This is a genomic window from Pseudoalteromonas sp. A3 (genome assembly GCF_025942345.1).
Taxonomy (GTDB): domain Bacteria; phylum Pseudomonadota; class Gammaproteobacteria; order Enterobacterales; family Alteromonadaceae; genus Pseudoalteromonas; species Pseudoalteromonas atlantica.
Genome location: NZ_JAPCKL010000003.1, coordinates 568,865 through 583,394, shown reverse-complemented (window position 1 = coordinate 583,394; position 14,530 = coordinate 568,865). Strand labels below are relative to the sequence as shown.

The window sequence follows — 14,530 nt, the reverse complement described above, 5'->3', positions numbered from 1 at the left end:
AAAAAGCGACGCTAGCGTCGCTTTTTAATTACATACAATGCGTCGTTACTTTAATTTACCACAACATTGCTTAAACTTTTGTCCTGAGCCACACGGACACGGATCGTTACGGCCAACTTTAGGCGCTGTTCTTGCCATTACAGTTGCGCTTTGAGGTGCTTCACCGCCTACATGTTCAGCTTCTTCGTGTTGGTACTCGCGAGGGGCATTTTCACTTTTACGGTGTTGCTCTTCTACTTTTTCAACATCTTCTTCGGCACGAACTTGTACTTTACTTAAAATGCCCACTACATCAACTTTTAAGTTTTCAAGCATTTCGGTGAATAGCTCAAACGACTCGCGCTTGTATTCTTGCTTAGGATTCTTTTGTGCATAGCCACGTAAGTGAATACCTTGGCGTAAATGATCCATTGCAGCAAGGTGATCTTTCCAGTGCTGATCAAGACTTTGAAGCATAATCGCTTTTTCAAACTGACGTAGTACAGAGTCGCCAACTTGCTCTTCTTTTTGCTTGTAAGCTTGCTCAACCGCTTGCTCAATACGCTCACGAAGTTTTTCTTCGTATAGTTTATTGTCATCAGCTAACCACTGCGTGATAGGCAGCTCAATCAGGAAGTCTTGTTTTAAGCGCTCTTCAAGGCCTGGTATATCCCACATTTCAGCAAGGCTTTGTGGTGCAATGTATTGATCAATAACACCTGCAAGTACATCACCACGGATTGCTGTAATGGTTTCTGAAATATCGCCTTCTTCAAGCAGCTCGTTACGTTGAGAGTAAACAACACGACGTTGATCGTTTGCTACATCATCGTACTCAAGCAATTGTTTACGTACATCAAAGTTACGTGCTTCTACTTTACGCTGAGCGTTTTCAATTGCACGGTTAACCCAAGGGTGCTCAATGGCTTCGCCGCGTTGCATGCCTAGTTTACGCATCATGTTAGTCATGCGCTCGCCGGCAAATATACGCATTAGCGCATCATCCATCGATAAGTAAAAACGGCTAGAGCCGGCATCACCCTGACGACCAGCACGGCCACGTAATTGGTTATCTATACGGCGCGATTCATGACGCTCAGTACCAATAATGTGTAAACCGCCAGCTTCAATTACTGCATCGTGGCGAATCTTCCACGCCGCTTTAATTTCAGCAATTTGCTCATCTGTTGGGTTTTCTAGTTTTTCAACTTCGCTGTTCCAGTTACCACCAAGCACAATATCGGTACCACGACCGGCCATGTTGGTTGCAATTGTTACAGTACCTGGTAAGCCTGCATCCGATACGATGTCAGCTTCTTGCGCGTGGAATTTAGCGTTAAGTACGTTGTGCTTAATTTTTTCTTTGCGTAAAAACTGCGATAAATACTCAGAGCTTTCAATCGAAATAGTACCTACAAGCACAGGCTGTCCGCGCTCTTGGCAATCTTTAATATCGGCTAAAATAGCTTCGTATTTTTCTTCTTGTGTTAGGTAAACTAAATCGGCGCGATCATCACGGATCATCGGCTTATTAGTTGGCATAACAACCGTGTCTAGGCCGTAAATAGATTGAAACTCAAATGCCTCAGTATCGGCTGTACCTGTCATACCGGCTAAGGTTTCGTATAAACGGAAGTAGTTTTGGAAGGTGATTGAAGCCAGCGTTTGGTTTTCGTTTTGAATTTTTACGCCTTCTTTAGCTTCAACAGCTTGGTGTAAACCTTCAGACCAACGACGACCTTCCATTGAGCGCCCTGTGTGCTCATCGATAATGATAACTTCGTTTTCTTTAACAACGTAATCAACATCTTTTTGATAAAGCTTGTGGGCACGAAGTGCGGCATACACATGGCTCAGTAAGGTAATGCTACCGGCTGAGTAAAGCGAGTCGCCTTCTTCAATCAAGCCACGTTCAGTTAATAAGTCTTCAACTTTAATTTGACCGCGCTCAGTTAAATGAACTTGCTTAGACTTTTCGTCGATTGTGTAATCGCCATCACCTTCAATGCCTTCTTCGTCTTCTTTTTCTTGAAGCTCTAAAAGCGGCACAATTTTATTGATTTCGATGTATAGCTCAGAGCTATCTTCAGCTGGGCCTGAGATAATAAGTGGTGTACGCGCTTCATCAATTAAGATTGAATCCACTTCATCCACTACCGCATAAAACAGTGGGCGTTGTACACGCTCATCAATGCTAAATGCCATGTTGTCACGTAGGTAGTCAAAACCAAACTCGTTATTAGTACCGTATGTAATATCGGCACTGTAAGCTTGTTTTTTCTGTTGTGGCATCATGCCTGGTACGTTACAGCCCACAGTAAGGCCTAAGAACTCAAATAACTCGCGGTTTGTTTCAGCATCACGTTTAGCAAGGTAGTCGTTCACGGTAATTACGTGCACGCCTTTGCCTGTTAAGCCATTTAAGTAGGCTGGAAGTGTGGCTGTTAGGGTTTTACCTTCACCGGTACGCATTTCTGCAATACGACCTTGATGTAAAACCATGCCGCCTAATAGCTGTACGTCAAAGTGACGCATGCCATTTACACGCTTTGACGCTTCGCGTACCACAGCAAATGCTTCTGGTAGAATGTCGTCAAGGCTTTGTCCGTTATCGTAACGTTCTCTAAACTCAGCTGTCTTAGCTCTTAAATCTTCATCAGAAAGCGCTTCTAATTGCGTTTCTAGCGCATTAATTAGCGCGACCGTCTTTCTTAGGTTTTTAATAGTGCGGTCATTGCGACTACCAAAAATCTTGGTAAATAAATTAGATATCATGATAAAACCGTTACAATGTATTCTTTGTTAACCGAGTGTCGGCTAACCCATTTTTTACAATTGGTAATTAATATGTACTTTTACATAACCTGTAGAACATATTAATTAGCAATTTTGTATTAAAGAGCCTCAAAGCACTGTTTAATACGTGTGCTACTATACCAGACTCTGCCAAACAACAAACTATCTCAACTAAAAGATGTGTATTAAAAACAGAAAAATTTGATCTGATGCGTAAAAACCACTTTAACTGATTTAATTACGCTAAAAAATAGCAGCAAGTTGTGAAGATATGGTGTTAAAAAATTTAAAAACAAGAGTGCTAGGGCATGCTGGCCTTGGGTGATTGAAATTCATTCAATCTACAATGCTCAACACACCCTAGGTGGGTTAATTTATACTTAGTTACCCACCTTATTACGCTGTGCTTTTTATAGTTTAAACTGATTAACCGTTTTGTTTAAGGCAACAGCAAGATCGCTTAAATCGCGTGCTTCATCTGCTAAAATGTGTGCGTGATCAGCTGTGCTGTTTACTAAGCCATTAATTGCTGCAAGGCTGGTATTAATGTCCTCTGCGACAACGGTTTGTTGCTCGGTTGAAGTGGCAATTTGGTGGCTTTGGTCTTGCACTTTAGTTACCGACTGAGCAATGTTTTGTAATGAACTTAGCACTTCTTTTGTTTGCGATACTGAGCCTTCAGTTTGCTCTTGCCCTTGTAGCATCATTACCGACGCTTGTTGGGCAATTTGCTGTAAGCGAGAAATCATATTACGAATATCGTCTGTTGACTCTTGCGTACGGCTTGCCAGTGAACGTACTTCATCAGCAACTACCGCAAAACCACGGCCATGCTCACCTGCACGCGCAGCTTCAATGGCGGCATTTAGAGCAAGTAAGTTGGTTTGATCGGCAATGGAGTTAATTACATCCACCAATGCACCAATGTTATTACTTTCTTGCTCAAGTCCTGCTACCACTTTAGACGCTTCACCTATGTGTAGCGCAAGTTCGGTCATCACACGTTGTGCTTGAGTTGAGCGGTCAGCCCCTTCGGCAGTAATAGCTTGTACTTCTTCGGCGGCGCTGTTGGTATGCTGTGCGTTACGCGATATTTCAAGTACAGTGCTGGCCATTTCGGTCACGGCGGCACTTACGCTGTCTACTTGTTGTTTTTCTTGCTGTATTTCGGTGTTGGTTTGAGCAGATACGTTTTTAAGTTGCGCTGCGGCATTGGTTAACTGCTCAGCTTGTGCGGCTGTTTCTAACATCATGGCGCGCAGCTTATCAATGAATGTATTCATGTGATTGGCAAGCTGGCCGACCTCATCCTGGCTGGTAATATTAATCTTTTGGGTTAAATCGCCTTCGCCTGATGCAATATCACGCATTATGTTAGTTAAGGTGGTAATAGGCTGCGAGATCATGTGGGTTGCCCATAATATCATCGCTAAAATTATCACTAAAATAATCACCACTGCGGTGGTTGTGGTGGTAACCGCCTCATTAACGGGGGCTTCAATCATGCTGGTTGGGATCAGTATACCTACATACCAATCTAGATAAGGTTGCTCTAGTTGTAAGCGATGGTACACCACATAATACTCTTCTCCTTTTAAGGTCACCAATTGGCTGCCTTCGAGGTTATTACGCATTTGTGCGTTAAGCTCTGTAAAGCCTGAAGTATTATTAAACTGGCTTTCAAGGCCATCTAGCCCTTCTTTACCTTTAGGGCCTTCGTCGGTGTTAGACAGCTTATGGCCGGTAGCATTTGAAAAGTGTACAACCTTTTGATTGCCATCAAGTAAAAAGCCATAGCCTTGGCCGTTAAAGCGAATACCTTCAACCATATCGTTGATTTTATTAAGCTGTAAATCAACGCCGCCCATACCAATAAGTTTACGCTGTGCGTTGTATACCGGCTGTTGTACAACTGCTGAGGCAACCCCAGTGGTTAAATCGACCGATATAGGGCCTACGTAAAGTTTATTAATTTGCAGGGCTTCTTGCCACCAACCACGTTTATAGGCGTAGTATGGTTGGCCATTGTAATGGCTGGTACGCTCGTTTTCTTTAAAGTATTCACCGGTGGTTGCTGATGCGAAAAACGCCGACAGTACATTTTCGTCATTTGAGCTAATGCGTACAAAATCTTGATTAACTTCGTTGTAACCGGGGGCGTTTTTAATCGGCTGGTCGCGAGTATCCCAATTTTCAAAAAAATTAACTAAATGCGGGTTATTAACAAACGTAGAAACCAGCTTGCCATACTTTGCAAAGTAGCTTTGCATTGAAAGTTGTTCGCTTTGTAGGTAGCTTTGAGCTTCGCGCTCAATGTTTACTCTGGAAAGGTTAGCGATGTGATTTACAAAAAATGTTGAAGCAATAATTAGCAAAATGGTGATGGTGCCACCAATCAATAATAATATTTTCTTCCGTAATGATAAATTATTTAGCATAAGTGCACGTATTATTGTTTTTTAGTAGGTTATATCTAATCATATCTTACTTTAAATCTCTATGAAGTTAGATAAAAAGCACTAATTATGCGTTTAAAATGAAGGGTTATGCAAAAATGGAAACAAAAGCTAATAAATTAGTAGTATTAGGCGCAGGCTGGTTGGGTCATACTTTGTGCCTACAAGCTAAACAGGCGGGTTGGCAGGTACAAGGTACGCATAGAAGTGATGAGCACACAGACGATTTTCAGCGTCAATTTGTACTGATTGATGGGCAACTAATACATCAAATAGATTTACACGATGCTTACTGGGTGTGTGCAATCCCCCCACGAAGCAGACACAGTGAAAGTAACTACCCAGAAACACTAAGCGCTGCACTTACTCTTTCTAAACAATTAAATGCAAAGGGCTTTATTTTGTGCTCATCTACCGGTGTGTACGACCAAGAGCCAGGTGTTTACACTGAAAGCAGTGAAATAAGTTGTACCAATGAGCGACAAATAAAACTATACGATGGCGAAGAAAAGGTGCTTGAGCAAGATGGTAAAGTTCTGCGTTTAGCAGGGTTATTAGGACCTAACCGCGAGCCGGGGCGCTTTGTTGCTGGGAAAGAATTAAATTCATCGAGCCAGCAGGTGGTTAATATGGTGCATCAACAAGATGTGATAAACGCCATTTTTGCGGTAATAGAAAACTATAACTCGGGGCAAAATATTTACAACGTGGTAAATCCATCGCACCCAACTAAAGCGAATTATTATGCACAAAAGTGTGCAGAGCATGGCGGCGAAATGCCAACCTTTACCAGTAATGAAAGTGCTGAGCGCAAAGTACTTGGCTCAGCAATTGAAGCGTTAGGTTTTAGCTATCAGCATGGAATTTAAAATGCGATGGTAGTGGGTTGTGGTGAATAAAGTCGCACAATGCCCCTTGTGCTAAAAGCGTATTGGTTGCGTCTATATCGGGGGCAAAGTAGCGGTCTTTATCGTAGTAACTTACATGCTCGCGCAGCAGAGCTTTTGCTTTTTCTACTTGCGGTGAAGGTTTAAGTGGGGCTCTAAACTCAAGCCCTTGAACAGCTCCAAGCCATTCAATTGCTAATACCCCGCGGGTGTTATTGGCCATTTCCTTTAAGCGCCTTGCTGCAAAGGTTGCCATAGAGACATGATCTTCTTGATTTGCTGAAGTTGGCAGGCTGTCTACCGAGGCGGGGTGCGCAAGCGATTTGTTCTCGGAGGCAAGCGCAGCCGCGGTTACTTGGGCAATCATAAAACCTGAGTTAACTCCGCCGTTTTCAACTAAAAAAGGTGGCAGTGTAGAGAGGTTTGAATCAATAAGTAGCGCGATTCTTCGCTCTGCCAGCGCGCCTATTTCGGCAATCGCAATGGCTAAGTTATCAGCTGCCATGGCAACGGGCTCTGCATGAAAGTTACCACCGGATATAATATCGCCCACATCGGCAAATACCAGCGGGTTGTCGGTAACGCCGTTTGATTCACATAACAACACTTCTGCGGCGTGGCGTATTTGTGTTAAACACGCGCCGAGTACCTGAGGTTGGCAGCGAAGGCAGTAAGGGTCTTGCACTTTTTCGCAGTTTACGTGAGATTGGCTAATTTGTGATTCAGTACTAAGTAGCTCTCTAAATACACTGGCCGTATCAATTTGGCCGCGTTGCCCCCGTATTTCGTGAATGCGTGCATCAAAGGGCGCACGGCTACCCATTGCAGCTTCTATGCTAATAGAGCCTATAACACAGCTTTGTGCATATAAATCCTCTGCTTTGAAAAGCCCTTGTAACGCAAACGCGGTAGAGGCTTGTGTACCATTTAACAGTGCCAGTCCTTCTTTTGCGCCTAATGTAATAGGTGAAAGATTGGCAATTTTTAGCCCTTGAGAAGCACTTATAATTTCACCTTTGTGGCGCATTTTGCCTTCACCTAATAGTGGAAGGCACATATGAGCAAGAGGCGCTAAATCGCCCGAAGCACCCACAGACCCTTTTTGTGGTACGCACGGGTACACTTCACTGCACAGTAGTTGCATAAAAAATGCGATCACCTCTAGGCGTATCCCTGAGTAGCCCCGAGACAAAGAGTTTACTTTTAAGGTCATCATTAGTCTTACAGTGCTGTCGTCCATGAGCTCCCCAATACCGGCAGCATGCGAAAGCACAATACTGCGCTGCAGTAGCTCAAGCTCGTCATCTGCTATTTTTGTATTGGCTAATAAGCCAAAGCCGGTGTTAATACCGTACACCGTTTGGCGTTTGTTTATTACGTTTTGAACAGTTTGTGCACTGGCCGCTATTTGTGTACTGGCGCCATCGACTAAGTTAAGTGTGACAGCTGAGTCATTAATTTTTCTTAGGGTGCTTAAATCTAACTGCCCTGGTGTGAGAGTGTGTGAAATCATGACTATTCCTTGTTTAGCATAGGGAGATCTAGGTGGTGCTCTTGCGCACAATTTTTTGCAATGTCGTAGCCTGCATCAGCATGGCGCATAACGCCGGTAGCAGGGTCGTTCCAAAGCACACGAGCTATGCGTTGCGCAGCTTGTTCACTACCATCTGCAACAATAACCACGCCTGCGTGCTGGCTAAAGCCCATGCCCACTCCGCCGCCATGGTGCAGCGACACCCACGTTGCGCCACCCGCAGTATTAAGCAAAGCATTAAGTAACGGCCAATCAGAAACGGCGTCTGAGCCATCTTGCATACTTTCGGTTTCACGGTTGGGGCTTGCTACAGAGCCAGAGTCGAGATGATCGCGACCAATTACAACCGGCGCTTTAAGCTCGCCATTTTTAACCATGTCGTTAAAGGCCAGTGCAAGGCGGGCTCGGTTTTTTAAACCAACCCAGCATATGCGCGCTGGCAAACCCTGAAATTGAATGCGCTCACGCGCCATATCAAGCCAGTTATGTAAGTGGGTATCTTCTGCGATAAGCTCTTTCACTTTTGCATCGGTTTTATAAATGTCTTCGGGGTCGCCTGAAAGCGCAACCCATCTAAATGGGCCAATTCCTTCACAAAATAACGGACGGATATAAGCAGGCACAAAGCCCGGAAAATCAAACGCGTTAGTAACGCCTTCTTCAAATGCCATTTGGCGAATGTTATTGCCATAGTCGGTAGTGGCAGCACCGGCTTTTTGAAGTGCTAGCATGGCGTTTACTTGCACTGCCATAGATTGCTTAGCGGCTTTAACCACTGCCTGTGGGTTTTGTTCACGCATTTTTGCTGCGTGTTGCATGTTCCAACCTTGCGGTAGGTAGCCGTTGAGTGGGTCGTGCGCTGAGGTTTGGTCGGTCACTATATCAGGGGTAATATTGCTGTTTGCCAGTGCAGTAAAAATATCGGCAGCATTACCTAATAAGCCTACCGATAATGCCTTGCCTTTAATGCAAGCATCGGTAACTAGCTCAAGCGCGTGCTCAAGTGTCGTGGCTTTTACATCAACGTAGCCGGTTTTAATACGAAAATCGATACGGGTTTCGTCGCATTCCACAACTAATGCGCTAAAGCCTGCCATCGTCGCGGCGAGTGGTTGCGCACCTCCCATACCGCCAAGGCCTGCTGTTAAAACCCATTTACCTTTTGCATTACCGCCAAAGTGTTGCTTTGCCATTGCTACAAAGGTTTCGTAAGTGCCTTGCACTATGCCTTGTGAGCCAATATAAATCCAAGAGCCCGCGGTCATTTGCCCATACATCATTAAGCCTTTTTTATCTAGCTCATTAAAGTGCTCCCAATTTGCCCAATGTGGCACCAGGTTAGAATTAGCAATGAGAACGCGCGGCGCGTTTTCGTGGGTTTTAAATACGCCCACGGGCTTACCCGATTGCACAAGCAGGGTTTCGTCGTTTTCGAGCCTATCAAGGGTTTCAATTATTTTATCAAAGCTTGGCCAGTCTCTTGCCGCACGGCCAATACCGCCATATACCACTAACGCGTGAGGGTGCTCTGCCACATCAGGGTCTAAATTGTTCATTAACATGCGTTTAGCGGCTTCTGTTTGCCAACTTTTAGCGCTAATTTTATCGCCATGAGGCGCGCGGATTTCTCGGTGTGTGTCGAGCCGGTTGTTCATGAATCTCTCCTGTTGTATATACAAGGTGGTCAGCTACAAAAAAACGCCCTTGAGCGTTACGTTGTTATTATTTTTTAAATGTTAAGTGCCCGCCCAAACGGTATTTACTGCCCGGTGATACTAAGCGAGCAAAGCTCACTATGCCTTTTGTAGACCAAGTACGACGAATAACCTGTAAGCAGGGTTCTTCGTTATACAGGTTAAGCCATTGGCACATTTGCGAGTTGGGCATAACCGCTTCCACTGTGTGGCGCGCTTGTGTGAGCGGCGCTACGCTCGATAAGTATTCATGCGGGGTGAGGGCGCTAAAGTCTTGTTGTAAATAACCCGCGGCTAAAGCTGGGTTTACAAATCGCTCTTCTACTTGCAGTGGTTTGTCGTTCTCATTGTGTACAAGCACACTGCGATACACCACGTTATCTACTTCAACGCCAAGCGCAATAGCTATGGGGGCTACCGCATTGATTGATTCAAGCACCTGCACACTACAGCTGTATTGCCCGTTACGTTCTTTTACTTCATCGGCTATGTTTTTAATTTCAAGTAGTGACGACTGCGATTTAAAACTTGCTACAAACGTACCTAACCCTTGGCTGCGCGTTAAAATACCGGCATCTGTTAATTCGCTCAGTGCACGTCGTGCGGTCATACGGCTTACAGAAAATTGGCTGCTAAGCTCGTTTTCTGAAGGGACACGTTGGTTTTCTTGCCATGCGCCATTTTTTATTTTATCGACAATAAATTGTTTTATTTGTGCAAATTTAGGTGTGGTCATTACTATTATTAGCTGTACTTAAAATAAACTATTTAATAAAGATGGCATAATTATCTTGTATATACAAGGTGTATTGTTAGACTGTATTTTAAGCACGTTAGGGAGCTAAGTATGCAAAATAAAACAACGGGTTACACCTTAGAAGATCTCGACTTATTATTAACTGATGCCAACATAGCAACCATGGATAGCACAATAGATGCACCTTATGGGGCTATAGAAAATGCGGCACTGGCGATTAAAAACGGCGAAATTGTATGGTTAGGTGAGCAATCAAACTTACCCAGTTTTGATGCCTTTGCTACCCCTACATTAAGTATTAAAGGGCAATGGTTAACACCTGGGCTTATTGATTGCCATACACATTTAATATTTGCAGGCTCCCGAGCTGAGGAATTTGAGCAGCGCTTACAAGGTGTAAGCTATGAACAAATAGCTGCACAAGGCGGCGGTATAGCCAGTACCGTTAAGGCCACTCGCGCGGCAGATCATGAGCAGTTATTTGTTGATGCAAAAGATCGCTTAAACACTTTACTTGCCGAGGGCGTAACGACTGCTGAGATAAAGTCGGGATACGGGCTTGATGTTGAAAACGAAATAAAAATTTTAGAAGTGGCGCGTTTGCTTAATGAGCATCACCCTATTGATATTAAAACCACGTTTTTAGGTGCTCATGCGCTACCCCCTGAATACAAAGGCCGTGCAGATGAATACATTGATTTAGTATGTACGCAGATGCTTGAGCAGGTAGTGGCTAATAACCTTGCCGATGCTGTGGATGTATTTTGTGAAAATGTAGGCTTTAGTCTTGCACAAACAAAACAAGTGTTTGATGCAGCTACAAAACATAACTTGCCGGTAAAATGCCATGCTGAGCAGCTTTCTAATCAGCAGGGCGCACAGCTGGTGGCTGAGTATAAAGGCCTTTCAGCTGATCATATTGAGTACCTTGATGAAAACGGCGTAAAAGCCATGGCAGAGGCTGGCACTGTGGCTGTTTTATTACCTGGGGCTTTTTATTTTTTACGAGAAACACAGCTTCCTCCCATCGATTTGCTGCAAAAATACAATGTGCCTATTGCTATTGCCAGTGACTTTAACCCAGGCACCTCGCCTTTATGTTCTGTGCAATTAATGATGAACATGGCATGTACTTTATTTAGGCTCCCCCCTGAGCAGGCCCTTGCGGGAGTAACCCGCAATGCAGCGCAGGCACTAGGTTTGAAAGACAGAGGCGTGCTAAAGGTTGGAGCAAGGGCTGATATTGCGCACTGGCAAATAGGTCACCCTGCACAATTAAGTTACCAATTTGGCGTAAATAAACTGTTAAATCTATGGATTTTGGGTAGAATTAATTAGTTTGTATTATTTTTGTCCATATTTAACATGCTTTTATTAAATTTTATTGCTAATGGAGTGGCGTAAGCTTGAGTATTTTGACTGACAGTAACTTTCCAATATTTTTTAGCGGCGCGCTGTTAATGGCGATGGTCGCTACGTTATTTGCGGTTAAAAATACCAGTATTAAATTTAGTTACTTATGTACAGGCGCTGTCGGTTTAGCCATTTTAAGTAGCGGGGCTGCTTGGTTAGCAATATTGCTCGCTTTTGGTTTTTGCTTTCATTTATGGCAAGCGTTTGAGCGTAATAGTTGGAGCATGATTATCACAAGCGCCGTTTCAGGGTTGCTATTTGTGGTGTTGTTTTCAGCGCATTTACTCATGGACGTGCCCCTATTTTGGGTGGTGGTGGCTATTATTCTGCTAGCGGTTGTAGGGCTAATGAGCGAGGAAGAAGAGCCCAAAGTTGAAGATTCGCATAACATTAATGAGCTTGAACCGTACCAAGATGACTCTCCTCTTGCTGCATTTGCAGATAAACAGCAGTTACGCCAAGGCTATTACAGCTGGTGTAAAGAAAAACAGCTGGAAGCAGCACTGGTGATTGTTCGTCTAGAAGGGTTTGAGCAAGTTAATCAGCACATAGGCAGAGATTTTGGTGATTTGCTTTTGGCTCAATCGGCCAACAGAATAAAAGACTTACTAAATAACGATAATGTGATTGATTTAGGTGGCCAAGAAAAATTGGCGCATTTAGGCGGTCTTAACTTTGCCTTTATTTGCAGCTTAGCTGTGCACAAACATAGCCATGAGCACATCATTGAGCAAATTATTGGCGCAACACTTAAGCCGTTTAACGTCGCTAACTGTACAGTAGAGGTAAAAGCAAGGGCGAGTTACGTTAATTGCGATGAGCAAGACGCTAACTTTGATAACTTAGTATCGTGTGCTTACTTAGCCCTTGATAGTCAGCCTAAAAAAGCAGTGGTTGTGTACCACCAACAAATGATGGTTGAGCAACTTGAGCAGCAAGCCCGTTTAAAAGAGCTGGCTAATATTGATTTTGTAAGCGAGCTTGAACTTTATTTTCAGCCTATTATTCGCAATGACGACGGCCAAATTGAGTTTTTAGAACTTCTGTTGCGTTGGCAGCACCCTCAACAAGGTATTTTATCTGCCCACCGATTTATTGATGATATTCATATTGCGGGTTTAGCTTACCCACTGGCTAAATTTGTTATAGAGCGGGCCGCAGAGCTTGCCATGGCGTTGCGTATAGAGGGAATTGCTATACCGCTGAGCATTAACTTATTTGGCCCCGAAATGCTTAACGAAGAGTTTGTTGAGTTTGTAGATAGTGTGGTGAGTGAGCACAACTTACAGCACGGAGATTTAATTGTTGAATGCCCGCTGCATATATTCACAGATTTAGATAATAAGGGCCGTGCGATGATTGCCCGATTAAATAATATAGGCTTAAAAATATGCGTTGATGGGTTAGGCGATAACCCCATTGTTCTTTCTAAGCTGCCAAATCTAGCTGTTGAATACATTAAGGTGGCGCCATCGCTTACTGCAGATTTTAGCAATCAAAATAATATTCGCAGCCTAGTAGGCGGTATGGTTGAAATGCATAACCAACAAAATACCAAGGTTATTTTTGAGGGCGTTGAAACCTTAGACCAATTAAAGTTTGTAAAAAGTTTAAAAGCGCACGCAGCACAAGGTTATTATTTTGGCCACCCGTTAAGCAGCATTGGCTTAATGAGTTGGCTAAAGCAGTGGCAGGCCCACCAAACACAATAATTTATGCCAAGCTGCAATAATTATTTTGTAAGGGGAACTCAGCAATTCGCTGCGATAGAATTACTCACTTATGAGCGTATAGCGTGCAAAAGTGAGTTATACACCTGCCAATAGTAAGCTCAATTAACTCACCATTATTAGCTAAGCTAGTAAGGCAATTCTGCGCCCTTAAAAAATGCAGCGATTAATTAAGCTAATTACAATTAACGCGTTTTTGCATGTAAGTAGGCATTAACTAATGCACTAATAATTTGCCCACAGCTTTGCATACCTGCTGTTAACCCAGCAGGGTGATTTAGCGGTGCAGCTTCACACAAATGTAGGTAGCGGGCAGTGCTGTGTTTTGCTGTTAAATACACATAATGCTCAGCATCACTAACGCTAAAGCCGCAGCATGTATACGCGCTAGCCGGTAAAAATGAAATACTGTCTAAGTCGAGTTCAATACCAAGTGGCGCATTATTAAACGTTGCTAAGGCGTGCTGTACGGCATTGGTTAGTGATATTTCTCGGCGTATATTAATAGCTTGATAGCTGTGATAACTACATTGATTTTGTGCGATTAAGTCAAAAATGGCTTGGTTATTTTTTTGCTCATGCAGGCCAATAATATGATATTGCTGCAATGCATTGTTCCTCAAAGCATAGCTAAAACCATTGCCGCTGTGGCGACCTTCGCAAGGCCGTAAATCTGCATGGGGATCAAAATTTATAGCGTTAACTGAAGCCCCACTATGTTTGCTTAAAGCACTGAGTATGCCAAAGCTATTATTGTGCCCACCGCCGATAATAATAGGCTCAAGGCCCGCATTAAATATAAGCGTTAATACCGCCTCTACACGCTCATCTATTGTTGCGCATAGTTTGCGTAGTTGAGCAAGCTCTTCAGCATGCTGGTTATTTAAGCCTTGCGCTTGCGCCATTACATCATCAACGTCAATTTCGCCTAACAGCAATACCTGCTGGGTCGCGTTAAACTGGTTGACTGGTTGGTTCAAAAAGTATTGTAAAAAAGCGGGCCAAGCTTGATGTGAGCCGCCATTGCCTAAATTAGCGCGAGGGCCTATATCTTCACATATACCAATTAATACGTAGCGAATACCAAATTGCGCTGCATCATTAAGGGCTTGTTGTACATTTACATGGGTGTCTAATAGGGCAACAGACTGCCAGGTTTTTGTTTCGTTAACGCGTGTGGAGCAGTAGGGTTTAACGGCGTTTTCATCATACACTTTTAAGGTAGGGTGCACTGTGTTGAATCCGTATTGAGCAGCAAAAATTATTCTGATGGCGTAAGCAGTG

At 43.6% G+C, this 14,530-nt stretch carries 9 protein-coding genes; 3 read left to right on the top strand and 6 right to left on the bottom strand.

All coding sequences use genetic code 11. The annotated features are described in order from the left end of the window. Window positions 1-45: 45 nt before the first annotated feature. Window positions 46-2,754: a preprotein translocase subunit SecA gene (gene secA / locus OIZ54_RS08650; RefSeq protein WP_096738971.1), complete on the bottom strand. Its 2,709-nt coding sequence runs from the start codon at window positions 2,752-2,754 to the stop codon at window positions 46-48. A gap of 431 nt (window positions 2,755-3,185) precedes the next feature. Then, window positions 3,186-5,213, bottom strand: a complete 2,028-nt coding sequence (locus OIZ54_RS08645) for a methyl-accepting chemotaxis protein (RefSeq protein ID WP_029773386.1) — start codon at window positions 5,211-5,213, stop codon at window positions 3,186-3,188. Between the two features lie 116 nt (window positions 5,214-5,329). Here OIZ54_RS08645 and OIZ54_RS08640 point away from each other — a divergent pair, with 116 nt between their 5' ends. Then, complete coding sequence (locus tag OIZ54_RS08640; protein ID WP_248531377.1) at window positions 5,330-6,100, top strand: NADP-binding protein; 771 nt, start codon at window positions 5,330-5,332, stop codon at window positions 6,098-6,100. Here the strand turns inward: OIZ54_RS08640 and hutH are convergent. From hutH to hutC, 3 genes are all read right to left on the bottom strand, one after another. After that, window positions 6,078-7,631, bottom strand: a complete 1,554-nt coding sequence (gene hutH / locus OIZ54_RS08635) for a histidine ammonia-lyase (protein WP_248531375.1) — start codon at window positions 7,629-7,631, stop codon at window positions 6,078-6,080. The two genes, OIZ54_RS08640 and hutH, sit on opposite strands and share 23 nt — an antisense overlap. 2 nt (window positions 7,632-7,633) lie before the next feature. Beyond that, complete coding sequence (hutU, locus tag OIZ54_RS08630) at window positions 7,634-9,307, bottom strand: urocanate hydratase (RefSeq protein ID WP_126005641.1); 1,674 nt, start codon at window positions 9,305-9,307, stop codon at window positions 7,634-7,636. A 67-nt stretch (window positions 9,308-9,374) separates the two neighbouring features. Further along, the gene (gene hutC / locus OIZ54_RS08625) at window positions 9,375-10,082 is read right to left on the bottom strand and encodes a histidine utilization repressor (RefSeq protein ID WP_029771749.1); all 708 of its coding nucleotides are present in this window, start codon (window positions 10,080-10,082) and stop codon (window positions 9,375-9,377) included. 111 nt (window positions 10,083-10,193) lie between these two features. Between hutC and hutI the strand changes: the two genes are divergently transcribed. Both hutI and OIZ54_RS08615 read left to right on the top strand, forming a co-directional pair. After that, window positions 10,194-11,441: an imidazolonepropionase gene (gene hutI, locus OIZ54_RS08620; RefSeq protein ID WP_264390182.1), complete on the top strand. Its 1,248-nt coding sequence runs from the start codon at window positions 10,194-10,196 to the stop codon at window positions 11,439-11,441. Window positions 11,442-11,563: 122 nt separating this feature from the next. Continuing rightward, window positions 11,564-13,228: a GGDEF domain-containing phosphodiesterase gene (locus OIZ54_RS08615; RefSeq protein WP_264390196.1), complete on the top strand. Its 1,665-nt coding sequence runs from the start codon at window positions 11,564-11,566 to the stop codon at window positions 13,226-13,228. A gap of 203 nt (window positions 13,229-13,431) precedes the next feature. On the opposite strand, the gene OIZ54_RS08610 is transcribed toward OIZ54_RS08615, so the two are convergent. Beyond that, the gene (locus tag OIZ54_RS08610) at window positions 13,432-14,478 is read right to left on the bottom strand and encodes a formimidoylglutamase (protein WP_264390181.1); all 1,047 of its coding nucleotides are present in this window, start codon (window positions 14,476-14,478) and stop codon (window positions 13,432-13,434) included. Window positions 14,479-14,530: the final 52 nt, after the last annotated feature.